Raw genomic sequence first — 25,941 nt, 5'->3', positions numbered from 1 at the left:
ATCCGGCTTGACGCCGCGCCTCTGAACCGGTTCACTGAAACGGTTAACTGATGCGGTTCAGTAGCGACTTCCAGGAACGATGCCAGGCATAGATGTTCACCAGCACTTGTGGGGCGCCCCGCTGATCGGGGCCCTCCGCGGTCGAAGCACGCCCCCGTACCTGGACGAATGGACGCTTTACCTGGACGGTGAGCCGCCCTTCGAGATCGACCCCGCCGATCATGACATCGCCGCGCGCGCCGCGCTGGTGAAGGCCGACGGCCTGGACAGGGCGCTGGTCTCGCTCTCCTCCCCGCTCGGCATCGAGTGGCTGCCCGCCGACCAGGCGCGGCCGCTCCTCGAGGCCTACCACGCGGGCGCGACCGGCCTGCCCGAGCCGTTCGGGTCCTGGGCCGCCGCCTGCGTCAGCGAGATCGACGCCGCCTCGCTGGCCAGGGACCTGGATCGCGCCGACGATCTGGGCCGGGGTTTCGCAGGACTGCAGCTGCCCGCCACCGCTCTGGCCGACCGCGCGGGCTACGAGCGGTGCGGGCCGCTGCTCACCCTGCTGGAGGAACGGAACCTGCCGCTGTTCGTGCATCCCGGACCCGCGCCCGCGGCCGAGGAGGGCGCGCCCGGCTGGTGGCCCGCGCTGGTGCCGTACGTGTCCCAGATGCAGGCCGCCTGGTTCGCGTTCCGCGCGTTCGGCCGCGTCCGCCACCCGCGCCTGCGCGTGTGCTTCACGCTGCTGGCCGGGCTCGCGCCGCTGCACGGCGAACGGCTGGCAGCGCGCGGCGGCGGCCGGGGCGAGGTCGACCCGAACGCGTTCGTGGAGACCTCGTCGTACGGGCCGCGCGCCGCCGACGCCGCCGTCCGCGCGCTCGGCGTCGACGTGATCGTGAACGGTTCCGACCGTCCCTACGCACACCCGCGCGACCTCGCCCTCGGCGAGGCCGCACGCCACGCGTTCCGCGTGGTCAACCCGCACCGCCTACTCGACGGAGAGGAGCGAACCAACGATGCCGCCTGAGGTCATGTCCTGTGCCCACCCCGGCAAGCACGACGCCGTCACGGACGCCCATGGCACGCACGATCCCGGCAACCACAATCCCGCCAAGCAGAATCTGGAGGGCCTGCCCCCCAGGCCGCTCGACCGGCGCGAGCTGCGCGCCCTGGTCGACGAGCTGGCCGCACGGCCCGAGATGTGGCGGCAGCACGTCGCCTTCTCCGACGGGCAGCGGCACTACGCCTCGCTGCACCGCGACGAGTACGTGGACGTGTGGGTGCTGTGCTGGACGCCCGAGAACGACACCGGCTGGCACGACCATGACGTCTCCTCCGGCGCCGTCCGGGTCGTCGCGGGCGCGCTGGAGGAGAACAACCCGCGGATCGGCGGCGCGCACGTGCAGACCGTGATCCCCGAGGGCCAGTCGTTCAGCTTCGGCGCCGACCACATCCACCGGCTGGTCGGCGCGGCCGACGCGAGCGTGTCGATCCACGCCTACTCGCCGCCGCTGTGGCGGCTCGGCCAGTACTCCATCTCCGACGACGGGGTCATGCGCCGGGTCTCGGTCAGCTACGCCGACGAACTGCGTCCGATGGACGGTCCGGCGCCGGCGTAGCCGACCGAGCCGTCCGCCTAGCGCCTGGCTTTCAGCGCGTGCCTGGTCCCGGCGACCTTCACCGTGACCTTCTTCGGTGCCTTGGCCTGCGACCTGGCCGCGGGCTGAGCGGCCGGGTCGAGCAGGGCGGCGGTCTTCGGCGAGAGCGCCTTCAGCGCGCTCGCCGACAGGGCCGAGGGCGTGTTGGAGGCGTTCAGTCCCTGGCTCAGGGCGAAGATGCCGGTCAGCGCCATCGTGTTGTTCTCGGGCGCGGACGGCAGGCCCATCATCGAGTTGATGATCCCGTCCAGCCAGCCGCCGAGGCCGCAGCCCTTGGCGGCCGGGACGGCGATGTGGTCGTTGATCGAGATCTGCACCGCGGACCAGCCGATCTGCGGGTCGGAGGAGCCGCTCAGGAACGCGGGCGCGAAGTTGGCGTCGATCGGGCCGATCACGCAGGTGTCGCCGAGCACGCTGTTGTTCATCTTGATGCTGAGCCGCACCTGGGCGCCCAGCCCGCTCGGGCTGGAGACCAGGTGAACGGGGCCCTCGATCGACTGGGTGACCGACAGCTTGTTGGCCTCCCACTGGGCGGCGGGCGTCGTGCCGAGCCAGGGACCGATCCAGGGAATCTGGCCGATGAGGCCGCCGGGCACCTCGACCGGCCGGCCCTCGAACTGCTTGCCGACGACCGGCGGCGCGAGCACCGACAGCCCGGTGTCGTCGGGCGGGGCGAGGAAGCCGGTGATGCGGATCGCGCCGGGCGGCAGGGTCTGGTTGAACGAGCCGATCTTGGTGCTGCCGCCCGTGGTGGTCTCGGTGATGCACAGGGTGCCCTGCGGGCAGCGGTTCTGGAAGAGCGCGCCGCCGAGCTGCGGGGCCGTGCCGGAACCGGGCAGCGCCGGGTTCGCGGCGCCGGTGGGCGGCGCGGCCGGGTCCAGGCGGCCGATCAGGCCACGGCCGGGCTCGGTGAACCACAGCTTGCCGCCGGGCCCGTTGATGATCCGCATGGGCGCGGACATCGTGCCGGGCAGCGGGTACTCGGTGACCGCGCCCGCCGGGGTGATCCGGCCGATGTTGCTGGCGGCCTTCTCGGTGAACCACAGGTTCCCGTCCGGCCCGGCGGTGATGTCCTGCGGGCGCGAGGCCGCCGTGCGGACGGCGAACTCGTTCAGCGCTCCGGTGGACGGCACGATCCGGCCGATCTTGCCCTTGCCCGGCTCGGTGAACCAGATGTTGCCGTCCGGCCCGCTGGTGATCCCGCCCAGCACGTTCTCGCCCGGCGTCGAGTCGGCCGGGAGCGGGACGGTGGTGACGGCGCCGGTCGCCGGGTCGAGCCGCCCGACCAGGCGGCTGCCCGTGGTGAACCACATCGCGCCGTCGGATCCGGTGGTGATGTCGTAGGCGCTCTGGCCCGCGGCGTAGGCGGTCACGGTGCCGGACGCGTCGATCCTGCCGATCGACCGCGAGCCGCCGCCGGTGAACCAGATGCCGCCGGGGCCGGGCGTCAGGTCGGCGACCTGCGCGTTGGCGAAGTTGACCGTGCCGGTCTTCGGCAGCTCGTACAGCGTGGAGGTGCCGGTGGCGGGGTCGACCTTGCCGACCCGCGGGGCGTCGGAGGAGGAGTCGCTGAACCAGAGCGTGCCGTCGGCCGCCGTCGCGACGCCGTCGGGGTTGCCGAGCTTCTGGACCGAGTTGCCGGGCACGGCGTACTCGGTGACCTTCCCCGCCGGATCGACCCGCCCGATCCCACCGGCGTTCTCGGCGAACCAGACGCTGCCGTCCGCGGCCGCCGACAGCCCGATCGGCTGGACGTCGGGGATCGGCAGGGCCGTCTCCGACATGGCCCCGGCCGCCTGCGCGGCCGGCACCTGACTCAGCGCACCGGCCGCCAGCAGGCCGGACACCGCGAGCGCACCGGCTCGTTGACCACGATGGCGCATGCCATCGCCTCCTCAAATGATCTTCCCCCGAGGTCGGACAGGACGGTTCGAACACACGCGCCGACGGCAGGGGCCACCCGGGAGCGGGCGGGTCGGCGGCCCCTGCCGTCACGCGAGAACTAGGAGACCGAGACGTTCGGCGACAGCGTGTAGGTGCCGCCGACCGTGCCGGAGCCGCTGGTCGTGCCGCAGCCGCTCGCCGAGAACGGGATGGAGGTGCCGGTCGGCAGCACGGCCTTGTTGACGTTGTCGTAGGTGCCGACGATGTCGACCGGGCCGTCGGAGGCCGCGGTCACCGTGCAGCCGGGCAGGAAGCTCGTGGTGAACGTCGCGCCGCCCTGCGGGATCGTGAGCGTGACCTGGCTCGCGCTCTGCCAGGTCACCTGCCACGTCCCGCTCGCGGTGATGGTGTCGTTGCCGCCGAAGTTGTCGGTGCAGCCGCTGATCGACGGCGTGCTGCTGAGGTCGATCGGGCCGAGACCGCTGGCGGGCGTGGTGAAGTCCAGCGTCGCCTCCGTACAGGAACTGCTGAACGACAGGCCGCTCAGCGTTCCGGAGAACTGCAGGTCGGCGCTGACGCCGTGGACGGCGGTGTTGGCCGGGTTCAGGCTCGCGTCGTCGGCCTGGGCGGCGGTCACGCCGAACGTGGTCAGACCTGCGGCGGCCACGGCGGCGAAGGTGAGGCGGGTGATTCGGGGGAGCACTGTGAACCTCTTCCGTACTGGGCTGGGAGCGGAGGGAAGAGCCGGGGAGCGGAGCAGCGGGGAGCTCTTCGTCGTGAGGCCTCACCCCCAACAAAAAACCGCGCGGTTTTTCATGTCAACGCTTCGGCCGGATGCGGCCACCAAGCGCTTGCTTGACTTTGCTCCGCCTTTACCTTTACGGGTGTAGACAACAGCTGCGCGCAGCACCGATCGGAGGCGCGATGGCCCGGGACCGGCTGATCAACGCGTTCGTCCGGGTGGCCGCCGAACGGGGGTTCGCCGCGACCACCGCCGCCGCCGTCGCAGCCGAGGCCGACCTGCCCGAACAGGCCTTCCACGAGCACTTCACCGACCTCGAGGACTGCTTCCTGGCCGCCTACCGGCACGGCTGCGACGTCCTGTACGAACGGGTCGGCGCCGCCTACCGCGCCGAGCCGTCCTGGCACGACGCCGTACGGGCCGGCCTGCGGGTCATGTTCGACGCGCTCGCCGCCGCGCCCGCGTTCACCCGCGTGTCGGTCGTCGAGGCCACCGCCGCCGGACCCCGCGTCCGCCGCGCGCGCGTCCGCATGATGACGGGCTACCGAGCGTTCCTCACCTGCCCCGGCAAGCCGGGCATCCCCGACGCCGTCCGGGACGCCATCATCGGCGGCATCTACGGAACGATCTACGACTACGTGGACGCGGGACGCACCGCCGAGCTGCCCGGGCTGCTGCCCGCGATGACGTGCTTCACCCTGCTCCCCTACACCGACATCGACCAGGCGCTCAGGGAGCTCGAAGACGCTCCAGTTCCCGGGCCGCGTCCTCCTTCCCCAGCAGGGGAAGCAGCACGAAATACGTGAGCGATTCGACGAGCTCGGGCAGCTCCTCGGTCCGGCCCGAGTCTGCCTTGATGTAGATGGCGCTGTAGACGCCGCCGATCACCGCGTCCGCGACGGTTCCGGGCACGCCCGCCAGCCCGTCCTCCGGCTCGGTGAGCAGGCTGCGAAAGCCCTCCAGGTACCGGGTCCGCACGGCCCGCACGCGCGGCGCCGCCGAGTTGATCTCCACGACCGACACCCGCGCGAACCGCGGCTCGGCCGCCAGCAGCTCCAGCAGCGTCCGCATCGAGGCCAGCACGCCCGCCGGCCACGAGTCCGCCGCCTTCCGCGCCTCCTCGACCCGGGCCACGATGATCGCGGTCCCCTGCTCGTAGGCCGCAAGGAAGCACGTCTCGCGGTCCTCGAAGTGGTCGTAGAAGGCCTTCTTGGTCACGCCCGCCGCCTGCGTGATCCGGCTGATCGTCGCCTGCTGGTAGCCCTGCTCGGCGACGACCTGCACGAACGCGTCGATGAGCCGTTCGCGCTGGATCTCCGCCACCGTCTCGGGCGCCAGCCCATGACGGCCCCGCTTGATGACCCGGCCGGGCTCGAGCGCGGAACGGGACCCGGGCAGCACCACGATCGCGGCCTCCATGGATCAACCAGGTGCGTGAAAATCCACCCTACGACGGAGACCAGGCCCCAAGGGAAGTGCACGGAGTAGGTAAGGCGTCACACTCGGCGGGCGTGACCGGTGGGTCAGACCCGTTCGGCGGGCCCCGTCGGCGTGAACGGAACGGGCTCGGGCTCGACCCGCCGGGGTGCGGGCACCGCCGGAACCGCGGGCTCGGGAGCCGGGGGACGGAGCGGCGCCAGGGACTTGCGGAGCTGGTCCTTGAACCACTTCTGCCCCGGCTTCTCGACCAGCCGGTAGACCGCGTACGCCGTCAGCATGGACACCCCGATGACCAGGGCCAGTGCCGCCCAGCGGTTCATGCCCGGGTAGGCGGCGTCCAGCACCGGGAGCGCGATCTGCGAATGCGTCAGATAGAGCGGATAGGTGAGCGCGCCGAGCACGGTCAGCCCGCGCCATCGCAGCCATCTGAGCTTGCCCGTGGCCACCAGGATCATCACGATGAAGATCAGGGTGACGGCGACGCCGACCACGTTCTCGTTCGCGCCCTTGAACGCGGCCTCGGTACGCCAGGCGCCCCAGAAGAGGGCGAGGAGCCAGCCGACCACCACGTACCCCCACAGCAGCAGCGTCGGCCCGAAGCGGTAGATCAGGAACAGCGCCATGCCCGCGATGAAGTACGGGCTCCAGGTCGGTACCAGCATGATCTTCAGGAACTTGCTGTCGGCCTCGTCGGCGAAGACGCCGAAGAACATCCAGGCCGTCATGAAGACCAGGCAGTTGCGGTAGGTGATGCCGAACACCGACAGGAACGCGATCAGCACGTAGAAGTGCAGCTCCACCCAGAGCGTCCAGAAGACGGCGTCGACGTTCTCCACGCCGAGCCCGCCCTGCAGCATCGTGAGGTTGGGGATGATGAGGCCGGGCGCGCCGTTCCCCAGCTTCGCGGTGGCGTAGAGGGTCGCGCCGAGCAGCACCCCGACCCAGTACGCGGGCATCAGCCGCACCAGCCGCGACACCACGAACTCGCCGGGCGACCGCCCCCACGCGCTCATCAGGATGACGAACCCGCTGATCATGAAGAACAGGTCGACGCCCAGATACCCGTAGCGCGTGAGGTGCGCCATCGCGGGGAAGAGCTCGCGGGACGGGTGGGGCCAGGGACCGGGTCCGTTGAAGCCGGTGAAGTGGAACAGGACCACCGAGAGCGCCGCGACGAAGCGCAGCAGGTCCAGCTCCCGGAGCCGGTCGCGTCGTGTCACCGCGGAACCCTCTCGGTGGCGGGTGGCCGGACGGGTACCGCAGCGTGAGCCCACGGTGAACGGCACGTGTTTAAGACGCCGTTATGGCGATCTCGCTAATATGCGGCCACACCCTCAGGAAACAGGTGGTCCCTCCATGACATCTCGCCGCGGCCGCCGCGGCGCGGCGCTCGCTTCGCTGTGCCTCGGTCTTCTCCTGGCGATGACCGGCTGCGGCGGCGGCCTGGGCGGCAAGGTCGAGCACAAGGCCGCGCCCGTCAAGGCCGGCCCGTCGGCCCCGCCGGTCGTGATGTTCCTCGGCGACAGCTACACCGTCGGCGAGCGCGGCAGCCAGCCGGAGAACACCTACGCGCCCGCGGCGGCGCGGCTGCTCGGCTGGCAGGTCATCGCGGGCGGCCGGGCGGGCACCGGGTTCGTCGCCGGCGGCACGCCGCGGCTCAGCGGAACCCGGGCCAAGGACGCGTTCGGCGAGCTCTTCGAGGCCCAGCTCGGCTGGCGCCCCGCACCCGACATGCTGGTCGTCTCGGGCGGCCACAACGACTGGCACTACCCCGCACCCCAGGTGACCCAGGCCGCCCGCACCCTGCTGACGCGGGCCCACCAGCGCTGGCCCGGCACCGCGATGCTGATGATCGGCCCGATGTGGGGGAACGACACCCCGCCGCAGGGCGCCCTGGCCGTCCGCGACGGCCTGAGGGCCCTCGCGGCCGAGCTCCACATCCCGTTCATCGACCCGATCGCCGAGCACTGGATCACCGGCAACCGCAACACCGGCGCCGGGAACGCTCCCGGCTTCATCAAGCCCGACGGCGTGCACCCGACCATCGACGGTCACCGCTACCTCGCCACCAAGCTGGCCGACGACATCCGCCGCCTGGGCATGGCACATCCCGCGCGCAAATATTGACCCGTGACCACCGGCGCCGTCTCCAGCACGACACTGACCTCCCTCTACGAGGAGCATCAGGTCGCGTTGATCCGCTTGGCGGTGCTCCTGGTCGGGGACGAGCCGACGGCCGAGAACGTGGTCCAGGACGTCTTCGTGCGCATCCGGCACAAGGCCCCCCGCCTGCACGACGAGGCCAGGCTGCTCACCCACGTCCGGGCGGCGGTCCTGAACGGCTGCCGGACCGAACTGCGCCGCCGCGAACGAAGGTGGCGGCCCACCGAGCCCGATCGGCCGCCCGTGTGGTCCACCGAGTCGAACGCGTTCCTCAGCCAGAACGACCGCGAGCTCATGCGCGCCCTCCAACAGCTGCCGCGCCGCCAGCGCGAGGCCCTGATCCTGCGCTACTACCTCGGCTACAGCGACGCCGAGACCGCCGCGGCGATGGGCATCAGGCCCGGCACCGTACGGTCGGCCACGACCAGGGCGCTCGCCGCGCTCTCCACGGAGATGGGCGGGGAGGTGCGATGAACGAACTCGAGAGGCGCCTCCGCGACGCCCTGCACGCGACGGCCGACACCGTCGACGAGTACAAGGAACGCCCCCTCCCCACCCACACGTTCCGCAGCAGAACACCCTCACGCCGCCTGGTCCCGATCCTGACCGCCGTCGCCGTGCTGATCCTGATCGCCGGCGCCCTGGGCATCCGCCACCTCCTGCACGACGACCCCAAGCCGCTGCGCAAACCCCCGGTCGTACCGAAGTACGTGGTGGCCGCCATGCCCGCCACCAAGAGCAGACCGTCCACCCTCGAGGTCCGCGAGATCCACGGCGGCCGGCAGGTGGCCGCTCAGCGGGTCGCCGACCACCGGCTGGCATTCACGAGCGTGGCGGGCTCGGGCGACGGGCGCACGTTCTTCGTCGTGGTCTCCCCCAGAGCCGCCGATTCCTGCAGCGCGGACGTCAGGCGGCTCACCCTCGCCCCGTCCGGCGCCATCGAGGACCTTCAGCCGACCGGCCTGTCGTTCCCGTTCTCCTCGATCCGCGATCTCGCGGTGTCACCCGACGGGAAGAAGATCGCCTACGCGCGTTCCTGCACCGGCGGGCAGAACGACATGGGCTCCTACGACACGGCCGCCAGGACGAAGACGACATGGACCGTCCCGGCTTCGCAGTACGTCTCCAGCCTGGCGTGGACGCCCGACGGCCGGAGCATCGCCTTCGCGCTCGCCAGCCCTGGCATCTCACGATCGATGATCGGGCAGCTCGGCGACGTGTCGTTCGACGGCCCGGGCGGTGAGGCGCGGCTCCTCGATCCCGGGCGGTCACCGCAGGGCGACCTCAGGACCCACAGCACGCGCCTTCTCACCGCGCCGCGGGACGCCGGGCTGACCGGTGTCCGGATCAGCTCCGACGGCAGGCAGGGCCAGGTCTACGCGGTCTACTACATCAAGCGCGGCATTCGCGGCCAGGAGACCGAGTACCTCGCCGTGGGCAGCAAGCTGATCACGGTCTCGCTCGTGTCAGGGCAACAGACGTCGGTGATACCGATCCCCGGCGCTCGCGGTTCGGATCCCGCGGTCCTCGACGGCGAGGCCTCGGGCCGCTACCTGCTCACCGGCGCGGGCGTCGTCGACCTCCGGCAGGGCGGGCGGATCGAGCGGATCGCCGGGCTCTCGGGCGCGCTCGACGTCAGTTGGTGAAGCGAAGAGGCGGGTCCCGGAAACCGGGACCCGCCTCGCTGCTGTGCTGCTCGGGGTCAGAAATCGGGGTCGCGGACGCGGAAGAAACCGACCGTGACGCGGCTGGCCTTGTAGGGGCGGCCCTTGTAGTCGGGGGTGGCCCTGAACGCCACGACGAGGGCGCCGCAGACGGTCTTGCTGTCGCGGTCGAAGACCCGGAAGGCGCTGCCGCGCTTGACGCTCCAGGCGATGCGGGTCTGGATGCACCACTCGTCGTTGCGCTGGTCCGACATGCGGCCCTGGACGACCTTGGTGGACTTGGTGCCATAGGCGGTCCCCCAGCCGCGACGGAAGTCGAACTTCTGGACCTTGGCGGCGACCGCCGGGGCGGGAGCCGGAGCGGGAGCCGCGGCCGGGGCGGAGGCGGCGACCGGGGCGGCGCCGGCGGTCTTGTGGGAGGCCGTCAGCGCGGGGGCGGCTGCCAGTGCGCCGCCGGCGACCGCGAGCGCGGCGGCGGCGGTGATGAGGCGGGTCTTCATATGGGGGGAATCCTTGTGCGTCGGGCGGTCGTGATCCCGGGCGAATCTAGAAGATCACGACCGTCCGCGCAGCAGACTTGATCAAATTCGTCGGGCTAGGCGGGGCGGGCCAGGGAGAGGGAGAAGTCGCCGGCCTGGTCGGTCCAGAGCTCGGCGAGCTTCAGGCCCGCGGCGCCCAGTTCGGCCTCCAGGCGTTCGGGGCGGAACTTGGACGAGATCTCGGTGCGCATCTCCTCCCCCTCGGCGAAGTGGACCTCCAGGTCGAGGCCCTTCACGTGGACGTCGCGGTCGCGGGTCGAGCGGAGCCGCATCTCGATCCACTCCTCGGCGGCGTTCCAGCGCGCGACGTGCTCGAACGCCGAGGGGTCGAAGTCGGCGTCCAGGTCGCGGTTGATGACGTGCAGGACGTTGCGGTTGAACTCGGCCGTGACACCGCGGGCGTCGTCGTAGGCGCGGACGAGGCGGTCCTCGTCCTTGACCAGGTCGGCGCCCAGCAGGAGCGCGTCGTCGTCGTTCATGGTGGCGCGCAGGGCCCCCAGGAACCCGATGCGGGTGGACGGCGGCATGTTGCCGATCGTTCCGCCGAGGAACGCGATCAGCCGCCGGCCGGTGGACGGTAGGAGGTGCAGGTGGCGTTCGTAGTCGGCGACGACGGCGCGGACGGTGACGCCCGGGTGGTCGGCGGCGATCTGGCCCGCGGCCTCGGCGAGGAAGTCGCCGCTGACGTCGACGGGCACGTAGGTGTTCAGGGTGGCGTGCAGGGCGTCCAGGAGCAGGCGTGTCTTCTCCCCTGATCCGGCGCCGAGTTCGAGCAGGGTGTCGGCGCCGGTGATCGCGGCGATCTCGGGGGCCCGCGCGGTGAGGATCTCCCGTTCGCGCCGGGTCGGGTAGTACTCCTCCAGCCGGGTGATCTCCTCGAACAGCGCGCTGCCCCGCTCGTCGTAGAAGTACTTGGGCGGCAGGGTCTTGGGCGTGCTCGTCAGTCCGGCGCGCACGTCCAGGCGCATGGTCTTGGCAAGGTCGTCGGCCGTCAGGAACCGATCCACGGAAAATCTCTCCTCAGAGGCTGTCGATGCGGACGCCGGACTCAAGGTCGGCGGTCACGAGCGAACGGTCGGGCACTCGCTCCCAGCCGCCGTCGTCGTCCAGCGGTTCGGAAGCGACCCGGATCTCGTCGGGTGTCGTACGGACGAAGAGCGAGTCGCCCCAGGTGGTGGCGGCGAGCGCGGAGCCGTCGGCGGCCAGCAGGTTGAAGCGGCCCCCGGTCAGCCCGGTCACGGCGTCGATGACGGCGGCCAGGCCGTCGCCGAGCCCGCCGCCCTCGCGCCAGCGGCGTGCGGCGAGGGCGAACAGGATCGCCGAGTCGACGGCCGCGCGGGCGTCGGGGACCTCGGCGAGGTCCCCGGCCAGCTCGCGCAGCTTCCACTCGACGCTCGGGTAGTCCTCGACCTTCCCGTTGTGGCTGAACAGGCGGTGCCCGGCGCGGAACGGCTGGGCGCACGACTCGTCCACCGGGAAGCCGGAGGTCGCCGAACGCAGCGCCGCGACAGCGCAGGTCGTCTCGGTGACCCCGGCGATCTCCCGGAACGACTGGTCGGTCCAGAGCGGCTGCGACCGCCTGAAGCGGACCGGGCGATCCTGGCCGCCGTGATACCAGCCGACGCCGAAGCCGTCCGCGTTCAGCAGGTTGCCCTGGGTCATGCGCGGCGCGTACGCCTGGCTCTCAAGGGAGTGCTCCCCCTCGTAGATGAGCGATGCCAGTGTGCGCGCCGGCCCCAGATGGCCGACGTGACGGCACATCAGCCGACCACCGCCGACCGTGCGCCCTGCTTCCCGAGGGGGGACGACCCCCCACGCCCCCCGGCGTGACCAGGAGGCTCCGCCGATGTGGCACAGCGGAACCCGGTGAAGATCTGGCGCCGGATCGGGTAGTCCCAGTTACGGAACGAGCCTCGGATGGCCAGCGGGTGCGTCGCCCACGAGCCGCCCTTCAGCACCTTGTAGTCGGGTCCGAAGAAGACCTCCGAGTACTCCTTGTAGGGGAACGAGCGGAAGCCCGGGTAACCGTGGAAGTCCGACGACGTCCACTCCCACACGTCGCCGACCAGCTGCCGCACCCCGTAGGCCGAGGCGCCGCTCTCGTACGAGCCGGCCTCCGAAGGGCGCAGCATGCGCTGGCCGAGGTTGGCGCGCCCTTCCTCGTACTCGTCGCCCCAGGGGAAGCGCCGCGAGCGTCCGGCGACGGGATCCCAGCGGGCCGCCTTCTCCCATTCGGCCTCGGTCGGCAGCCGCTTGCCCGCCCACCGCGCGTAGGCGTCCGCCTCGTACCAGCACACGTGCTGCACGGGCTCGTCCGGCGGAACGGCCTCCATCCGCCCGAAGCGGCGCCGCACCCAGCTGACGCCGTCCTTGGACCAGAACGCGGGCGCGCGCTTGCCGCTGGAGGTGCGCCACTCCCAGCCCCGCGGGTCCCACCACCGCGGGTCGTCGTAACCGCCCGCCTCCATGAACGCCAGGTAGGCGCCGTTGGTGACCGGCTCGCTGTCGATGTAGTACGCGGGCACGTCCACCATGTGGCCGGGACGCTCGTTGTCGTACGCCCAGGGGTCGTCGGAGGTGCCCATCTCGAACGGGCCCGCCTCGACCAGCACCTCGGTCCCGGCGGGCTTGGTGCGGAGGATCTCCCCCACCGGCTCCAGCAGCGCGGGCGCTCCCTTCCGGAGCTGGTGGGTGGCCAGCATCGTCTCGTCGTGCATGTGCTCGTGCTGGACGACCATGCCGTACACGAAGCCGCCCCTGGTCAGCGGGTCGCTGCCGTCGAAGCGGACCTTCTCCAGCGAGTCCAGCACCTTGGCGCGGACCGTGGAGATGTAGGCGCCGGCCTCGGCGGGCGGCAGCAGCGGCAGCGACGGCCGGGTCGAGCGCGGATGCTCGAACGCGTCGTACAGGCCGTCGATCTCGGGCCGCATCGGCTCGATGCCCGCCGCGGCGCGCAGCAGCCACAGCTCCTCGTAGTTGCCGACGTGCGCCAGGTCCCAGACCAGCGGCGACATCAGCGGCGAGACCTGGCCGACCAGGTCCGCCTCGTCCAGGACGTCGGTCGTGAGTCCGAGGCTGCGGTTCCGCACCGCCCCCAGTTCCTCGGCGATCAGCTCCTTGAGCGCGTCCTCGTCCAGCCCGCCGCGCATCGTGCGCCTGCTCGCGGTGCTCGTGCCGCTCATCGGCTCCATGACAGTTCCTCCTCGGGAAGCGGGCTCAGCTGGTCGTCGGCCGGGGTGCGGCCGCGTTCGACGTAGCGGCCCCGGTAGGCCTCGACCAGCGGCACGAGCCCGTGCGCGCCGAGCCTCGGCAGCGCGTTCAGCGCGGCGTCGAAGCAGGCGCGGGCGGCGGCGGCGAGCGCGGGGTCGGCGAGGCCGTCGCGCGCCGCCTGTTCCCAGTGGCCGGCGACCGGCTCGGTCTCGGCCTGCGCGATCGCGGCGGCCACCGGGTCGTCCAGCAGCGCGGTCGCGACGGCGACCGGGACGGGCCAGAACGGCTCGGGCAGCGCGTCGATCATGCGCAGTTCCAGCCAGCCGCGCGGCCGTACGGGCGGGAACAGCGTGGACAGGTGGTACTCCAGGTCCTCCTCGCCGGGCTCGCCCTTGCCGATCCACTCCCGGAAGGTCATGCCGGGGTCGGCGGCCCAGCCGCCGTCCGGCGTGCGCATGACCATGACGCGCGCGTCCAGTGCGTACCGCGCCCACGCCTCGGCCGGGTCGTCGCCGACCGGTGCGGCCGTACGGCACGGGTCCAGGTCGGTCCAGATGGCCTGCCGGGTGGAGCGCAGCCCGGTGCGCCGTCCCTCGTGCAGCGGCGAGTTGGCGAACGCGGCGACCAGGACGGGTCCGAGCGCGTGCGCGAGACGCCAGCGGCGGAGGAGGTCGTTCTGGTCGGCGCCGATGTCCAGGCACACCTGGACCGAGGCGGTGGAGCACATCATGGCCTGGCCGACATCGGCGTAACCGGCCGAGAAGTAGTCCCTCATGCAGGTGTAGCGAGGGTGTTCGGCCTGGAAGTGCGGCTCGCGGATCGGGTCGACGCCGTGCCCGGCGAGAACGAGGCCGGCTTCGGCGAGGACCGCGCCGACCCTGTCCAGGTCGGCGGCGAGGGCCTCGTGCAGAGGGGCGAGGCCCGGGTAGGGGGCGGAGCTGAGCTCCAGCTGGCCGCCCGGTTCGTAGGTGATGAGGCTGCCGTTCGGCAGCGGCCCGGCCGCGTCGAGCAGGGCGCGGACCCTGGCCATCGGGACGTGCGCGGCGGGTGCGGCGGAGTCCTGGACGAACCATTCGGTCTCCGCGCCGACCGTGCCGGGCGGGCCGGTCTTGAAGCAGACCCCGCGGATGTAGTCGTAGACACCGTCGACCGTCAGTCTGGTCACCGAAACCCCCTTGTTCGACAACAAGTTCGAAGTTTCCCTGGTGAACCGGATCAGTAATCAAGTAATAGGGATTAAATCTCCGTGAACGTGACTAACCACGCCAAACTCATTACGCTGCGCAGCCACCCGACATGCCGGATCTGACGGCACTTCTCAGTCATAGCGCTGTGCACTAGAGTCCCAAGTTCCACTGGAATGCCCAGTGCCGCTCAGCGACGGAGGACAGGGATGCGCGGGGAGCCAGACGCCCTCTACGACGCGCACGCCGCCCGGCTGTACGCGTACTGCTGGTCGCTGGTCGGCGACCAGGCGGCGGCCGCGGTCGCCGACACCTTCGCCTCGACCGTCCAGCACCCGCCGCGCGGCGACACCGTGCTGTGGATGTACGCCCTGGCCAGGCACGCGTGCGTGGACCGCGGCGCGCTCGACCGCGCGTTCGGCATGTCCGGCGACGCCGACCCGCTGCTGCGGGCCGCCAGCACGCTGCGCGCCGACCACCGCGAGGTGCTGTTCCTGCTCGCGGGCGAGTGGCTGGAGATCAACGACATCGCGCGCGTGCTCGGCATCGCGCCCGACACCGTCCGCCAGCTGATGGGCGTCGCGCGCACCCGGCTGGAGCGCGCCGTGCTCGACACGCTGATGCGCCGGCCCGGCGAGACCTCTCCGCACCACATGGACGTCATCGCCGCGTTCGAGAAGGGCACGCTGCCGCGGTTGCTGGCCCGCCGCGCGCCGATCCGGCCGCCCGAGTGGCTGCGCGACCAGGTCCTCACCGCGGTCGAGGGCGAGCAGGCCCAGCCGATGACGGCGCTGGTCGCCCCGAACCCGGTCGTGGTGATCGGGTCCGAGGTCGCCAGGACCTCGACCGGCCGCCGCAAGCTGAAGGGCTTCGGCGCGGTCAGCGCGATGGCGGCCTCGGTCGCCGCCGCGATCGGCCTGATCGTCTCCTGGCAGCCCATCAAGGGCGGCAACGCCGCCTCGCTCGTGCCGACCTCGGGCAAGGGCACTCCCGAGACGACCAGCAGCCAGCCCGCGCCGCGCCCGAACCAGAACGACGAGCACGGCACCGGCAACGGCCGGGTCACCACCTCCCCGAGCGACAGGCCCGAGACCCCGGACGAGAGCGCCTCCGCGCCGCCCTCGCAGGGCGACGGCGGCTCTGGCGGCGGCGCGCCCACCCAGCCCGCGCCCTCGCACCGCGCCCCGTCCACGCCGGGCACCCCGACGCCCGACCCGACGGACCCGGGCCCGTCCGACCCCGGCACGCCCCCGCCGTCGGAGACCCCCACCGACCCGCCGTCGCAGACCCCCACGGACCCGCCGTCCACGACGCCGCCTCCGTCCGAGGACCCGACGACGCCGCCCACCGAGGACCCGCCGTCCTCGACCCCGGCGGACCCGCCGACCTCCAGCGACCCGAGCGATACGCCCAGCCCGGCCCCGAACCCCACCTCGAACCCCGCCCCAACCCCCGGCCACAGCTGACCAACTACGCCGATCTTGCTCTCAGCGCCCTCATTCGATGTCGGTGAGGGCGCTGAGAGCAAGATCGGCGCGTTTGTGGGGTCAGGCGAGGGTGGGGGCGGGGGTTCGGGTGGGTGCTGGTAGGTGCGGGCGGTGCCGGCGCAGGAGGGCGCCGACGAACGCTCCGGTCAGCATGGCCACCAGGTGGCCGACCGCGGCGACGTCCAGGGCGAACAGGCCCTGGAAGAGGTAGGGCGCGAGCGCGCACCAGCACACCAGCGCCAGGGCGCGCGGCCAGCGGCCCGGCCCGTACAGGATGACGGCGACGAGGGCGGCCGCGACGACGTACGAGGGGCCCACGTCCGGCAGCGTGCGCACCGAGCTGGACAGCGAGCCCGCCTCCAGCCGCACGAGCACGATGCCCTGGCTGACGACCGTGCCGACCACATGCGCGAGGACGACGAGGACCATCGAGCGCAGGTTGCCGAAGCGGCGGACGATGGAGAACAGCCCGACGGCGCTGATGACCAGCAGCACGCCCGAGGAGTCCTCGGAGATGAACGCCGAAGAGACCATGGCGCCGACCGGGTGGACGGCGAGGTTGGCGAGGTTGGTGCTCGCCCAGCCGATGAGCTCCGCGCGGTCCTGCGCCGAGAGGGCGAACGCCTGGACGGCGGAGACCAGGCCGAACACCGCCAGGAAGATCAGCGGGACCGGATAGCGTCGGAGAAAGGCGCTCATAACCACGGCAGACTATGTGACCCGGAAGTATGAAGCGGGCGATTCGCCGAACGCCTGCCGGAAGACGGCCCCGAAGGCGCTCGATGTCCCGTATCCGACCCGGTGGGCGACCGTTGTGACCGGAACCCCCGCGGCCAGGTGTCCGAGAGCGGCGACGAGCCTGACCTGAACCCGCCACCGGCCGAAGCTCATACCGGTTTCAGTCAGGAAAATCCGGGCGAGCGTCCGTCCGCTGGCGCCCACCTCGCGGCCCCAGCCCTCCAGGGTCCGGCCGTCCGCCGGATCGGCGATCAGCGCCCGCGCGACCCGCAGCGCCCGCTCGTCGGCCGGCAGCGGCACGTTCACCGGACGGGCCGGGGCGACGGGCTCCAGCAGGTCGTAGACGACCGCCTCGGCGCGCGCCCGCGCCGCGTCCGGCAGGTCGGGCTCGGCCAGGTGAACGATCAGCTCGCGCAGCAGCGGCGGCACGTTGATCACGGTCGGCTCGGCCCAGTCGATCGGGCAGGTCTCGGGCCGCAGGTACGGGCTGCGCAGCACGGCCGAGTCGTGCGCGCCGGTCGTGTGCGGGACGCCGCCGGGGATCCAGAGCGCGCGCAGCGGCGGCAGCACCCACGTTCCGCCGGGCGTCTCGACGACGACCACGCCCTGCGACGCCCAGGCGAGCTGGTGCCAGCGGTGCCGGTGCGGCTCGAACTTCGAGCGCGCGGCCATCGGGAAGCTGCCGACGACGACCCCGTGTCTGGTTTTCGACATCACTTGTCCTGTTGGCTCATTTCGGCCATGGCATCGCGAACCTACCGTCGTCGGCATGCCGATGAATCGCTTCCACCAGAGGTTCTGCCGATCGTCCGGGTGGTCACGCCACGTGGAGAACAGCCTGCTGCCATGGGTCCTGGACGGCGTCGACCTCGGCGCGCACGTTCTGGAGGTCGGGCCCGGGTACGGCGTGACCACCCGCCTTCTCCAGGACCGGGTTCCCGAGCTCACCGCCCTGGAGATCGACCCCGCGCTCGCCGCCCGGCTGCGCGAGCACACCGCGGCCTCGACCGCGACCTCGGCCTCGGCCTCGGGCTCGGTCGAGGTCGTCGAGGGCGACGGCACGGCCATGCCGTTCGCCGACGAGGCGTTCAGTGGGGCGGTCTGCTTCACGATGCTTCATCACGTCCAGTCGGAGCCGCTGCAGGACAAGCTCTTCGCCGAGGTCGACCGCGTGCTGCGGCCGGGCGGCGTGTTCGCGGGGAGTGACAGCCGGGTCAGCGCCATGTTCCGCCTCATCCACCTGTACGACACGATGGTGGTCGTCGATCCCGACACCCTTACGACGCGGCTGGAGAAGGCCGGGTTCGAAGACGTCGAGGTCTCCACCAGCGAGCGTGCCCTGCGCTTCAAGGCCCGCAAACCGTCCACCTGATGAAGAAGCGGTGCGCCGCCCCCTGTGGGCGGCCGCTTGGCCGGGGGCGACGCACCGCTGGTCATCTACTTCATCTGAGGCGACTACTTCATCGATGGCGAAGGGTCAGACGGCCATCCCGCCCTCGACCGGGGAGTTGCCCCGCCGGACGAACAGCGCGGCGATGATGGCGACCGCGGCCACCGCGCCCGCGACGGTCATGGAGGTCTGCCAGCCGTCCATGAACGCCAGGTGGCTGCCGTCGGTGATGGCGGTGGCGGTCTTGGGCGGGGTGCCGGGCGGCACGGGGGCGACGCCCTGCGAGACCAGTCCCGAGCCCTGCCCGGAGATCTGCTGCGCGGCCCCGCCGGGGACGCCCGACTCGGTCAGCCGCCCGTACAGCACGTCGCCGACCTTGGTCGACAGGAGCACGCCGAGCACCGAGGTGCCGAGGACCCCGCCGAGCTGCGAGGCGGTCTGCTGGAGACCGCCCGCGACGCCCGCCAGGTGGGCCGGTGCGTTGCCGACGATGGCCTCGGTGCCCGCGACGATCACGAGCCCGAACGCCATGCCCATCAGGACGAACCACGGCCACACCTGGATGTAGGGCGCGTCGACGCCGATCCGCGAGAGGCCGAACAGTGAGGCCGCCGTGAACGCCATGCCGAGCGTGAGCGGCACGCGCGGCCCGAACCGGCTGGTCAGTGCGCCCGCGATCGGCGAGGCCACGATGAAGATCGCGGTCATCGGCAGCATCCGCACGCCCGCCTCGACGGGGCTCATCCCGTGCACCTGCTGCAGGTAGAGGGTGACGAAGAAGACCGTGCCGAACATTCCGAAGAAGCCGAGCACGATCAGCCCGGTGGCCGCCGACAGCGACGGCGACTTGAACAGGCTCATCGGCAGCAGCGGCTGCTCGGCGCGCAACTCGTTCAGTACGAAGGCCACCATCAGCACGGCCGCGATCGCGAACGACCAGAGCGGCACAGCGCTCCCGAAGCCGTGCTCACCGGCCTTGATCAGTCCCCAGACCAGGGCGAACAGCCCGCCGCTCAGCAGCGCGACGCCCGGGAGGTCGAACGAGCCCCTGGCCTCTTCGTCCTTCGACTCGCGGATCACCCAGAGGCCGACCAGCAGCGCGACGACGCCGAGCGGCGCGTTGAGGAAGAACACCGATTCCCAGTTGACGTTCTCGACCAGGAGGCCGGCCACGATCGGGCCACCGGCGATCGAGATGCCGACGGTGGCGCCCCAGATGCCGATCGCGGCGTTCAGCTTGTTGGCGGGGAAGGTGTTGCGCAGGATCGCCAGGCTGGCCGGCTGGAGCAGCGCGCCGGCGAAGCCCTGGACGACCCGCCAGAAGATGACCATGCCGAGGCCGCCGGAGACCCCGATCAGCACCGAGGCGATCCCGAAGCCGATCACGCCGGCCAGGAAGGTGCGTTTGCGGCCGAACCGGTCGGCGATCTTGCCTGCCGGGATCAGCGACACGGCGAGGGTGAGCAGATAGGCGTTGGTGACCCACTGAAGGCCGGACAGGGATGCGTCCAGGTCCTTCGCGATGGCCGGGTTGGCGATGGAGACGACGGTGGCGTCCAGGCCCACCATCATCACGCCCAGCGCGACCGCGATGAGCGTCAGCCAGGGATGGCCGTGCCCGCGACGGCCGCCGTCCCTGGCCCCGCGCACATGCGCGTCGGGCGCCAGAACGTCGGTGGATTGGGACATTGCGTCTGCCTCCAGACGAGGAAGTTCATGAGGTGATGCGTTCAAACTGTCATGGCATGACACATGTCGTCAACCGACCAGAGTCACTCATGGACATGATTCAGCTCACGACGTAATTCACTCGGTGACGGTTGGCAGAGAATGAACGACTGGTTACAATGCGGCCATGAACGCGACCGCTCCCGAGGCCCACCCCGCGGGTCCCGAAACCCAGCTCCCGGGTCGGCGTGAACGCAAGAAGCAGCGCACCCGCGAGGCGCTGATCGACGCGGCGTTCGACCTCTTCGGCGAGAAGGGGTTCGAGGCCACGACCGTCGAGGAGATCGCCGACGCCGTCGACGTCTCGTCCCGCACGTTCTTCCGCTACTTCGCCTCGAAGGAGGAGGTGGCGCTCTCCTTTCAGGAGGAGCAGCACCATGCGGTGCTGACGGCGCTCGCCGCCCGCCCGCGCGAGGAGCCCGTCATCACCGCGATGCGGCGCGCCGTCGTCGAGATCGCCCGTGCCTGCGAACGCGGCGAGCTGGGCTTCGACCCGGAGCGCTTCGAGGTCATGATGACGCTGATGGACAACAGCCCGTCGCTCATGGCCAGCAGCCTGGAGCACCAGCAGAAGAAGCAGGCCTCGCTCACCGCGGTCATCGCCGAGCGGATGGGCGTCGACCCGTCGGCCGACCTGCGCCCGCACGTCGTCGCGGCGACGGCCGCCTGCGCGTTCCGCGCCTCGGCCGACATGCTCCAGCAGTACCGCGAGATGCTCGGCGACGCCCCGCTGTCGGAGACAATCGACCGCGCCTACGCCATCATCGAAGAGGGTCTCAACTTCCCGTCCGTTTAGTTACGGTTGGGCGGCATGAGCCCCCGCCACGCCGTCGACGACGACGCCCTGTCCAAGGCCCTGTCCGCCGTTCCCGGCGAACTCGACCGCGAGGTCGCCCGCGCCGAGAACGGCGGCGCGTTCGGCATCAAGATCCTCACCGACATGCTGCGCGACTACGCGGCGGCGCGCTCGGTCGCCGATCCGGCCTTCGAGCAGCGCGACTCCTGGGCCGCCCTGCGCAGCTCCGCCGAGCTCGCCACCTATTACGTGAACGCGCTGGAGACCGAGTCCGGGGGCGAGGTCCGGGCCTGGGTGGAGTACCTCGGCGTCGGCTTCGGGTACGAGGCCGAGGGCGGCGAGGAGGCCTACCCGCACGACTGGATCGCCGCGTTCTGTCTCGCGCTGATCTGCCGCGAGGACAAGCAGCTCCGCTACCTGCACGCGCTGGCGCGCACGCTGCGGCAGAACGCGCAGACCCCGTACGTCCAGGCGCTGGACGCACTCTGGGCGGACGTCGCGGGCCTCGCCGAGACCACCGAGACCGCGCACGGGCCCGACGGCGCGGCCGCCGACGTCGTGCCGCCCGGGCGGCACGCGGACGAGATCGCCCTGCTGAACGCGATCGGACGCGGGGACGCCGCGGCGTTCGGCACCGGGCTCGCCGCGCTGATCGAGGCGCACCGCGAGCAGGCCAAGCCCGACCACGTCCGTCACCTCATCGCCTGGGAGCCGCTCGCACTCGCGGTGCTCGCGCACGATTCCGGCCTCAAGGTCGAGGTCGAGACCGACTACCTGCCGCACCGCCTGATCACCGGCGAGGGGCCGAAGAAGGTCGAGGCCGGCGGGCGCGTGGTGCGGCCGCCCTTCGCCCAGGAACGCGCGGCCGCCGCCATCGCGTTCTTCGACAAGAACCCCCCGGACAGGGTGGGTTTCCCGCTCAGTCCGACGATCATCACGACGCAGCGGCCCAATGCCTTCCGCTCGGCCGCGGGGCACCTGCTGGAGAGCTTCTCGCTGCGCCCGATGGTCGATCCCGAGGTCACCGAGCTGCGGCTCTGGACGGATCTGCGGCTGGCGAGCCAGGCATGGACCGCCGCCTTCACGCTCGCCTCCGCGCCCGAGGACACGCCCGTCACGGTCACGCTCGCGGGCCGCTCCGAGGAACTCCCGGCGAGCGGGCCCGTCTCCTGCCACGGTCCCTGGTACTACGGCACCGCGATCGCCTGCGCGCTCGCCGCCCGCGCCACTGAGGACCTCGCCGTCCTGCGCGAGGTCACCGACGAGACTCTCGCCGCGGGCGGCGCCCACGCCGACACCAAGGCCTACGTGCGCGGGCTGCGCGCGCTGCTGCGCGGCGAGGACCCGCGGGCGCACGTCGACGCGGCGCTGTCGACGACCTCGGGCGACGACCACTGGGAGTGCCTGTGCAACCCCCGGGTTCGTCTCCTGGACCGGCTCGTCGCCGACGACGTCGAGGGCTTCAACCGCGTCCTCGCCGAGGCGCTGGAGCTGTACCTGCAGTACTACTCGTCGCCGACCCAGGAGGACGAAGCCGAAGGGCAGTACTCATTGGACGCGCTCGCGCTGGCCTGCGCGGCGCACGACGACAAGGGCTGGAAGATCGAGGTCGACTCCGACTACCTGCCGGAGTGGATCGTGACGGGCGCCCTGGTCGGGACGCCCGCCGATCTCACGCCGTACGCCTAGAAGCCTTACTACGAGGAACCGCTGAGGACCAGGCCGCTGGTGGGCACGCCGGTCCCGGCCGTGACGAGCACGTTGCGCACGTCCGGGACCTGGTTGACCGAGGCGCCGCGGACCTGGCGGACCCCCTCGGCGATGCCGTTCATTCCGTGGATGTACGCCTCACCCAGCTGACCCCCGTGGGGGTTGAGCGGGAGGTGGCCGCCGAGCTCAATTCCGCCGTCCTTGATGAAGTCGCGTGCCTCGCCGCGCTTGCAGAAGCCCAGCTCCTCGAGCTGGATCAGCACGAACGGCGTGAAGTGGTCGTAGAGGATCGCGGTCTGAACGTCGCCCGCGGTCAGCCCGGACTGCCGCCACAGCGTGTCGCCGACGTTGCCCATCGCGGGCAGTGAGGCGAGGTCGCCGCTGTAGTAGCTGAACATCATCATCTGGTCCTGGCCGGTCCCCTGCGCCGCCCCGCTGATCACGGCGGGCGGCTGGGGCAGGTCGCGGGCCCGTTCGGCGCTGGTGACGACGAACGCCACGCCGCCGTCGGACTCCTGGCAGCAGTCCAGCAGGTGGAGCGGGTCGACGATCCAGCGCGAGGCCTGGTGCTCCTCCAGCGTGATCGGCCGCTCGTAGAACCAGGCCCTGGGGTTGGTCGAGGCGTGCTTGCGCATCGCGACCGCGACCCGGCCGAAGTCCTCGCTGGTCGCACCGTACTCGTGCATGTAGCGGCGCGCCTGCATCGCCACCCACGCGGCGGGCGTCGCGAAGCCGTACGGCAGGTGCCAGGAGAACTCCAGGCCCGTCGAGTCGACGCGCGCCGACACGTTCGCCTGGCCGAAGCGGTGCCCGGACCGTTCGTTGAACGCGCGGTAGCAGACGACGACGTCGGCCTGCCCGGTCGCGACCGCCATCGCGGCGTGCGCGACCGTTCCGCAGGCCGCTCCCCCGCCGTAGTCGACGCGGGAGAAGAACCGCAGCCCCGGGACGCCGAGCTCGCGTTGCACGGCGATCTCGGAGTTGGCGTCGGAGGCGAAGGTGACCAGGCCGTCCACGTCGGACGGCTTCAGGCCCGCGTCGGTGATGGCGGCCAGGCAGGCCTCGGCGGCGAGCTGGAGCTCCGAACGGCCCGACTCCTTGGAGAACTCGGTCGCCCCGATGCCGGCGATCGCGGCCTTACCGGAGAGGCTCATCCATCCCCCTTGAGTCGTACGGTCGCGGTCACGTGGTCGCCGAGGCTGACCGCGCCGCGCACCTTGAGCGTGGTCGCGTCGACCCGCTCGGTGTAGAGCCGCAGCCGGTCGCCCGCGTACGCGGGCACGCCGAGGCGGACCGCGACGTTGTCCAGTTCGGCGTCCGGGACGGCGTTCAGCACGGCGCGCTGGACCAGGCCCATGGTCGTGAGGATGTTGAGGAAGATGTCCTTGGATCCCTGGCCGCGGGCGATGCCGGTGTCGTGGTGAACGGGCGTGAAGTCGCGCGTGGCCAGCGCCGTCGCGATCACGAACGTCGGCGTCAGGTCGTACTCCAGGTCGGCGGGCGCCTCGGCCGCGGGAGCCTCGGGCACCTCGATCGGCGCGTCTGCGGGCAGCCACTGCGGGAGCGTCAACTCGTCGTCGATACGGTCGAAGACGACCTTGACCGGCATGCCGATGGTGACGTCCTCGGGCGGGCAGCCGTTGACGTTGCCGACGACGCGCACGCCCTCTTCGAGCTCGACGACCGCGACGACGTACGGCGGGGTCTTGCCCGGGACCGGCGGGTGGTGGTGCACGACGAAGCTGTGCACCTCGCCGCGTCCGCTCGCGACGACGAAGTCCCGGTTGAGCGAATGGCACTGCGGGCACATCGGGCCGGGCGGGTGGCGCAGCGTTCCGCAGTCGGCGCAGCGCTGGATGCGCAGCTCACCGGCCTTGGCGCCCTCCCAGTAGTACGCGGTGTCGCGGCCGATGGCCGGGCGCGGCGGGCCGCCCTTCGGCTTGACACCGCTCCTCTTGCGGGGCTGGAACTTCAGCACCCGGAACAGCATCTCGGCGACGCGCTCGTCGTTCTCGTCGTACCAGGACTGGTACCAGGTGACGAAATAGCCCTCGCCCATCCCGGTCTTCTTCGGCCCGGCGATGTCGCCGAAGCGCATGGTGGAACGCAGCTGCTCGCCGACCTTCACGTACCGGTCGTAGGTCTGCTCGCAGTTGGTCGCGACGACGCCGGTGTAGCCGGAGGCGTCCAGCAGCTTCAGCACGTCCTCGGCCGCCGACCCGCCCTTCTCCTTGACCAGGCCCGGCATCGACCAGACCTGGATCATGGCGGGCGGCGCGACCGACGCCCAGTCGCCCGGGTCCTGCAGCGCCTGCGTCCAGTTGCGGATCATGGCGCCGTTCACCGGATCGTGGCAGGGCAGGCCCTCCCGTTCGCCCTCGGCGGCGGCGCGTTCCGCGAGGGCGACGAGCTGCTCGTGGACCTCGCCGGGTCCTGACTCGGTCATCGCGGCGCCCTCGGGAGGCCGAGGCCGATCATCGCGATCAGCTCGCGCTGGATCTCGTTCACGCCGCCGCCGAACGTGAGGACGATCGCGCCCTTCACGCCGTGGTCGAGGCGTTCGATGAAGTCGGCGGTCGCCGGGTCGCCCGGGTCGCCGAAGCGCGCGATGACGTCGCCGACGATCCGGCCGACCTCCTGCATCCGCTCCGAGCCGTAGATCTTGGTGGCGGACGCGTCGGCCGCGCCCAGCCAGCCCAGGTCCATGTTGGCCGCGACCTGCCAGTTGAGGAACTCGTTCACGCGCAGGTAGGAGTACACCTGGGCGACCGCGCGGCGCACCGCGGGCTCCTCGATCAGCGGCTTGCCGTCGCGGCCGGCCGCCGTCTTGGCCCAGCGCTCGAACCGGTCGTAGGTGTGGCCGATGTTGCCCGCCGGGCCGAGCGTCACCCGCTCGTGGTTCAGCTGGTTGACGATCAGGTCCCAGCCCTTGTTCTCCTCGCCGATCAGCATGTCGACGGGCACGCGGACGTCGGCGTAGTAGGTCGAGTTGGTGTGGTGACGGCCGTCCATGGTGACGATCGGCGTCCAGGAGAAGCCCGGGTCCTTGCAGTCCACGATGAGCATCGAGATGCCCTTGTGCTTCTTGGCGTCGGGGTCGGTACGGGCCGCCAGCCACACGTAGTCGGAGTAGTGCGCGCCCGAGGTGAAGATCTTCTGCCCGTTGACGACGTAGTGGTCGCCGTCCTTCACCGCGGTGGTGCGCAGCGAGGCCAGGTCGGTTCCGGCGCCCGGCTCGCTGTAGCCGATCGCGAAGTGGCACTCGCCCGCCAGGATCTTGGGCAGGAAGAATTTCTTGTGCTCCTCCGAGCCGTACTGCAGGATCGTCGGCGCCACCGAGTTGAGCGTGATGATCGGGTACGGCACCTCGGCGCGCGCGATCTCGTTGGCGAAGATCTGCTGCTCCATCGGGCCGTAGCCGCGGCCGCCGTACTCCTTGGGCAGCGCGACGCCGAGCATGCCGTCGCGGCCGAGCCGCTTGCAGTGCTCCATGTAGTGGCCGCCGAACGGGTCGCCCGCGATCTCGGCGCGCTGCTCGTCGGTGAGGCAGTTCTGGAAGTACTCGCGCAGCTCGGCGCGCAGCTTCTTCTGCTCGTCGGTCAGGTCGATGAACAACTTTCCGTCCT

General features: G+C 71.3%; 25 protein-coding genes. 10 read left to right on the top strand and 15 right to left on the bottom strand.

The features are described from left to right. Nucleotides 1-79: 79 nt before the first annotated feature. Both J4573_RS25445 and J4573_RS25440 read left to right on the top strand, forming a co-directional pair. Nucleotides 80-1,009 (top strand): amidohydrolase family protein, encoded by a 930-nt coding sequence (locus tag J4573_RS25445; protein ID WP_208258339.1) that lies wholly within the window; start codon nt 80-82, stop codon nt 1,007-1,009. Beyond that, nucleotides 999-1,601, top strand: a complete 603-nt coding sequence (locus J4573_RS25440; RefSeq protein ID WP_243773529.1) for a cysteine dioxygenase — start codon at nt 999-1,001, stop codon at nt 1,599-1,601. Before J4573_RS25445 ends, J4573_RS25440 begins: the two co-directional genes overlap by 11 nt. 17 nt (nt 1,602-1,618) lie before the next feature. On the opposite strand, the gene J4573_RS25435 is transcribed toward J4573_RS25440, so the two are convergent. Both J4573_RS25435 and J4573_RS25430 read right to left on the bottom strand, forming a co-directional pair. After that, the gene (locus J4573_RS25435) at nt 1,619-3,523 is read right to left on the bottom strand and encodes a Vgb family protein (RefSeq protein WP_208258338.1); all 1,905 of its coding nucleotides are present in this window, start codon (nt 3,521-3,523) and stop codon (nt 1,619-1,621) included. A 119-nt stretch (nt 3,524-3,642) separates the two neighbouring features. Then, complete coding sequence (locus J4573_RS25430) at nt 3,643-4,227, bottom strand: hypothetical protein (RefSeq protein WP_208258337.1); 585 nt, start codon at nt 4,225-4,227, stop codon at nt 3,643-3,645. A 221-nt stretch (nt 4,228-4,448) separates the two neighbouring features. Between J4573_RS25430 and J4573_RS25425 the strand changes: the two genes are divergently transcribed. Further along, entirely contained in the window at nt 4,449-5,072 is a 624-nt protein-coding gene (locus J4573_RS25425) for a TetR/AcrR family transcriptional regulator (protein WP_208258336.1), read from the top strand. Here the strand turns inward: J4573_RS25425 and J4573_RS25420 are convergent. After that, nucleotides 4,996-5,685 carry a TetR/AcrR family transcriptional regulator gene (locus J4573_RS25420; RefSeq protein WP_208258335.1) on the bottom strand — a complete coding sequence of 230 codons (690 nt, stop codon included), beginning with the start codon at nt 5,683-5,685 and terminating at the stop codon, nt 4,996-4,998. The two genes, J4573_RS25425 and J4573_RS25420, sit on opposite strands and share 77 nt — an antisense overlap. 104 nt (nt 5,686-5,789) lie before the next feature. After that, the gene (locus tag J4573_RS25415; RefSeq protein WP_208258334.1) at nt 5,790-6,926 is read right to left on the bottom strand and encodes an acyltransferase family protein; all 1,137 of its coding nucleotides are present in this window, start codon (nt 6,924-6,926) and stop codon (nt 5,790-5,792) included. A gap of 136 nt (nt 6,927-7,062) precedes the next feature. Here J4573_RS25415 and J4573_RS25410 point away from each other — a divergent pair, with 136 nt between their 5' ends. From J4573_RS25410 to J4573_RS25400, 3 genes are read left to right on the top strand one after another with little or no spacing between them, the layout of a single operon-like run. Continuing rightward, nucleotides 7,063-7,833, top strand: coding sequence for an SGNH/GDSL hydrolase family protein (locus J4573_RS25410; RefSeq protein ID WP_243773528.1), 771 nt, complete (start codon nt 7,063-7,065; stop codon nt 7,831-7,833). 3 nt (nt 7,834-7,836) lie between these two features. Continuing rightward, nucleotides 7,837-8,343: an RNA polymerase sigma factor gene (locus J4573_RS25405; RefSeq protein WP_307796873.1), complete on the top strand. Its 507-nt coding sequence runs from the start codon at nt 7,837-7,839 to the stop codon at nt 8,341-8,343. Beyond that, the gene (locus J4573_RS25400) at nt 8,340-9,515 is read left to right on the top strand and encodes a TolB family protein (protein WP_208258333.1); all 1,176 of its coding nucleotides are present in this window, start codon (nt 8,340-8,342) and stop codon (nt 9,513-9,515) included. The genes J4573_RS25405 and J4573_RS25400 overlap by 4 nt, the downstream gene beginning before the upstream one ends. A gap of 56 nt (nt 9,516-9,571) precedes the next feature. On the opposite strand, the gene J4573_RS25395 is transcribed toward J4573_RS25400, so the two are convergent. The 5 genes from J4573_RS25395 to egtA all read right to left on the bottom strand — a co-directional run bounded on the left by J4573_RS25395 (nt 9,572) and on the right by egtA (nt 14,447). Continuing rightward, the gene (locus tag J4573_RS25395) at nt 9,572-10,033 is read right to left on the bottom strand and encodes a hypothetical protein (RefSeq protein ID WP_208258332.1); all 462 of its coding nucleotides are present in this window, start codon (nt 10,031-10,033) and stop codon (nt 9,572-9,574) included. A gap of 95 nt (nt 10,034-10,128) precedes the next feature. Then, nucleotides 10,129-11,040, bottom strand: a complete 912-nt coding sequence (gene egtD, locus J4573_RS25390) for an L-histidine N(alpha)-methyltransferase (protein ID WP_208258482.1) — start codon at nt 11,038-11,040, stop codon at nt 10,129-10,131. Between the two features lie 52 nt (nt 11,041-11,092). Beyond that, nucleotides 11,093-11,833, bottom strand: a complete 741-nt coding sequence (gene egtC, locus J4573_RS25385; protein ID WP_208258331.1) for an ergothioneine biosynthesis protein EgtC — start codon at nt 11,831-11,833, stop codon at nt 11,093-11,095. Further along, the gene (gene egtB / locus J4573_RS25380; protein ID WP_243773587.1) at nt 11,833-13,254 is read right to left on the bottom strand and encodes an ergothioneine biosynthesis protein EgtB; all 1,422 of its coding nucleotides are present in this window, start codon (nt 13,252-13,254) and stop codon (nt 11,833-11,835) included. The genes egtC and egtB overlap by 1 nt, the downstream gene beginning before the upstream one ends. Beyond that, nucleotides 13,251-14,447, bottom strand: coding sequence for an ergothioneine biosynthesis glutamate--cysteine ligase EgtA (gene egtA, locus J4573_RS25375; RefSeq protein WP_208258330.1), 1,197 nt, complete (start codon nt 14,445-14,447; stop codon nt 13,251-13,253). The genes egtB and egtA overlap by 4 nt, the downstream gene beginning before the upstream one ends. Nucleotides 14,448-14,675: 228 nt before the next feature. On the opposite strand from egtA, the gene J4573_RS25370 reads away from it, so the two are divergent. After that, nucleotides 14,676-15,932 (top strand): RNA polymerase sigma factor, encoded by a 1,257-nt coding sequence (locus J4573_RS25370; RefSeq protein ID WP_208258329.1) that lies wholly within the window; start codon nt 14,676-14,678, stop codon nt 15,930-15,932. 81 nt (nt 15,933-16,013) lie between these two features. Here the strand turns inward: J4573_RS25370 and J4573_RS25365 are convergent, their stop codons facing one another. Beyond that, the gene (locus J4573_RS25365; RefSeq protein WP_208258328.1) at nt 16,014-16,652 is read right to left on the bottom strand and encodes a rhomboid-like protein; all 639 of its coding nucleotides are present in this window, start codon (nt 16,650-16,652) and stop codon (nt 16,014-16,016) included. 12 nt (nt 16,653-16,664) lie between these two features. After that, the gene (locus tag J4573_RS25360) at nt 16,665-17,405 is read right to left on the bottom strand and encodes an AraC family transcriptional regulator (protein WP_208258327.1); all 741 of its coding nucleotides are present in this window, start codon (nt 17,403-17,405) and stop codon (nt 16,665-16,667) included. A gap of 55 nt (nt 17,406-17,460) precedes the next feature. Here J4573_RS25360 and J4573_RS25355 point away from each other — a divergent pair, with 55 nt between their 5' ends. Further along, on the top strand, nt 17,461-18,063 hold the full coding sequence (locus tag J4573_RS25355) for a class I SAM-dependent methyltransferase (protein ID WP_208258326.1): 603 nt from the start codon (nt 17,461-17,463) through the stop codon (nt 18,061-18,063). A 105-nt stretch (nt 18,064-18,168) separates the two neighbouring features. Here J4573_RS25355 and J4573_RS25350 read toward each other — a convergent pair whose 3' ends face one another. Then, nucleotides 18,169-19,770: an MFS transporter gene (locus J4573_RS25350; RefSeq protein WP_208258325.1), complete on the bottom strand. Its 1,602-nt coding sequence runs from the start codon at nt 19,768-19,770 to the stop codon at nt 18,169-18,171. A gap of 166 nt (nt 19,771-19,936) precedes the next feature. Between J4573_RS25350 and J4573_RS25345 the strand changes: the two genes are divergently transcribed. Both J4573_RS25345 and J4573_RS25340 read left to right on the top strand, forming a co-directional pair. Continuing rightward, on the top strand, nt 19,937-20,605 hold the full coding sequence (locus J4573_RS25345; RefSeq protein ID WP_208258324.1) for a TetR family transcriptional regulator: 669 nt from the start codon (nt 19,937-19,939) through the stop codon (nt 20,603-20,605). A gap of 15 nt (nt 20,606-20,620) precedes the next feature. Then, nucleotides 20,621-22,294, top strand: coding sequence for an Imm49 family immunity protein (locus J4573_RS25340; protein ID WP_208258323.1), 1,674 nt, complete (start codon nt 20,621-20,623; stop codon nt 22,292-22,294). An 8-nt stretch (nt 22,295-22,302) separates the two neighbouring features. Here J4573_RS25340 and J4573_RS25335 read toward each other — a convergent pair whose 3' ends face one another. The 3 genes from J4573_RS25335 to J4573_RS25325 are packed head-to-tail and all read right to left on the bottom strand — an operon-like array spanning nt 22,303 to nt 25,930. Further along, nucleotides 22,303-23,469, bottom strand: a complete 1,167-nt coding sequence (locus tag J4573_RS25335) for a lipid-transfer protein (protein ID WP_208258322.1) — start codon at nt 23,467-23,469, stop codon at nt 22,303-22,305. Further along, nucleotides 23,466-24,761 (bottom strand): OB-fold domain-containing protein, encoded by a 1,296-nt coding sequence (locus J4573_RS55470; RefSeq protein WP_208258321.1) that lies wholly within the window; start codon nt 24,759-24,761, stop codon nt 23,466-23,468. Before J4573_RS55470 ends, J4573_RS25335 begins: the two co-directional genes overlap by 4 nt. Next, nucleotides 24,758-25,930 (bottom strand): acyl-CoA dehydrogenase family protein, encoded by a 1,173-nt coding sequence (locus J4573_RS25325; RefSeq protein ID WP_208258320.1) that lies wholly within the window; start codon nt 25,928-25,930, stop codon nt 24,758-24,760. The genes J4573_RS55470 and J4573_RS25325 overlap by 4 nt, the downstream gene beginning before the upstream one ends. Between the last annotated feature and the right edge of the window lie 11 nt (nt 25,931-25,941).

Source organism: Actinomadura barringtoniae, from assembly GCF_017573505.1.
Taxonomy (GTDB): domain Bacteria; phylum Actinomycetota; class Actinomycetes; order Streptosporangiales; family Streptosporangiaceae; genus Spirillospora; species Spirillospora barringtoniae.
Note: the sequence above shows the minus strand (reverse complement) of the source record. Positions and strands in the feature narration are given on the sequence as shown.

What these genes read in the sequence shown, in the direction of transcription:
- J4573_RS25370 (WP_208258329.1), top strand. Translation starts at nt 14,676, where the DNA reads ATGCGCGGGGAGCCAGACGCCCTCTACGACGCGCACGCCGCCCGGCTG.
- J4573_RS25440 (WP_243773529.1), top strand. Translation starts at nt 999, where the DNA reads ATGCCGCCTGAGGTCATGTCCTGTGCCCACCCCGGCAAGCACGACGCC.
- J4573_RS25445 (WP_208258339.1), top strand. Translation starts at nt 80, where the DNA reads ATGCCAGGCATAGATGTTCACCAGCACTTGTGGGGCGCCCCGCTGATC.
- J4573_RS25345 (WP_208258324.1), top strand. Translation starts at nt 19,937, where the DNA reads ATGAACGCGACCGCTCCCGAGGCCCACCCCGCGGGTCCCGAAACCCAG.
- J4573_RS55470 (WP_208258321.1), bottom strand. Translation starts at nt 24,761, where the DNA reads ATGACCGAGTCAGGACCCGGCGAGGTCCACGAGCAGCTCGTCGCCCTC.
- J4573_RS25350 (WP_208258325.1), bottom strand. Translation starts at nt 19,770, where the DNA reads ATGTCCCAATCCACCGACGTTCTGGCGCCCGACGCGCATGTGCGCGGG.
- J4573_RS25420 (WP_208258335.1), bottom strand. Translation starts at nt 5,685, where the DNA reads ATGGAGGCCGCGATCGTGGTGCTGCCCGGGTCCCGTTCCGCGCTCGAG.
- J4573_RS25335 (WP_208258322.1), bottom strand. Translation starts at nt 23,469, where the DNA reads ATGAGCCTCTCCGGTAAGGCCGCGATCGCCGGCATCGGGGCGACCGAG.
- J4573_RS25400 (WP_208258333.1), top strand. Translation starts at nt 8,340, where the DNA reads ATGAACGAACTCGAGAGGCGCCTCCGCGACGCCCTGCACGCGACGGCC.
- J4573_RS25355 (WP_208258326.1), top strand. Translation starts at nt 17,461, where the DNA reads ATGCCGATGAATCGCTTCCACCAGAGGTTCTGCCGATCGTCCGGGTGG.
- J4573_RS25395 (WP_208258332.1), bottom strand. Translation starts at nt 10,033, where the DNA reads ATGAAGACCCGCCTCATCACCGCCGCCGCCGCGCTCGCGGTCGCCGGC.
- J4573_RS25360 (WP_208258327.1), bottom strand. Translation starts at nt 17,405, where the DNA reads ATGTCGAAAACCAGACACGGGGTCGTCGTCGGCAGCTTCCCGATGGCC.
- egtB (WP_243773587.1), bottom strand. Translation starts at nt 13,254, where the DNA reads ATGAGCGGCACGAGCACCGCGAGCAGGCGCACGATGCGCGGCGGGCTG.
- J4573_RS25410 (WP_243773528.1), top strand. Translation starts at nt 7,063, where the DNA reads ATGACATCTCGCCGCGGCCGCCGCGGCGCGGCGCTCGCTTCGCTGTGC.
- J4573_RS25340 (WP_208258323.1), top strand. Translation starts at nt 20,621, where the DNA reads ATGAGCCCCCGCCACGCCGTCGACGACGACGCCCTGTCCAAGGCCCTG.
- J4573_RS25365 (WP_208258328.1), bottom strand. Translation starts at nt 16,652, where the DNA reads ATGAGCGCCTTTCTCCGACGCTATCCGGTCCCGCTGATCTTCCTGGCG.
- J4573_RS25425 (WP_208258336.1), top strand. Translation starts at nt 4,449, where the DNA reads ATGGCCCGGGACCGGCTGATCAACGCGTTCGTCCGGGTGGCCGCCGAA.
- J4573_RS25435 (WP_208258338.1), bottom strand. Translation starts at nt 3,523, where the DNA reads ATGCGCCATCGTGGTCAACGAGCCGGTGCGCTCGCGGTGTCCGGCCTG.
- egtC (WP_208258331.1), bottom strand. Translation starts at nt 11,833, where the DNA reads ATGTGCCGTCACGTCGGCCATCTGGGGCCGGCGCGCACACTGGCATCG.
- egtD (WP_208258482.1), bottom strand. Translation starts at nt 11,040, where the DNA reads ATGCGCCTGGACGTGCGCGCCGGACTGACGAGCACGCCCAAGACCCTG.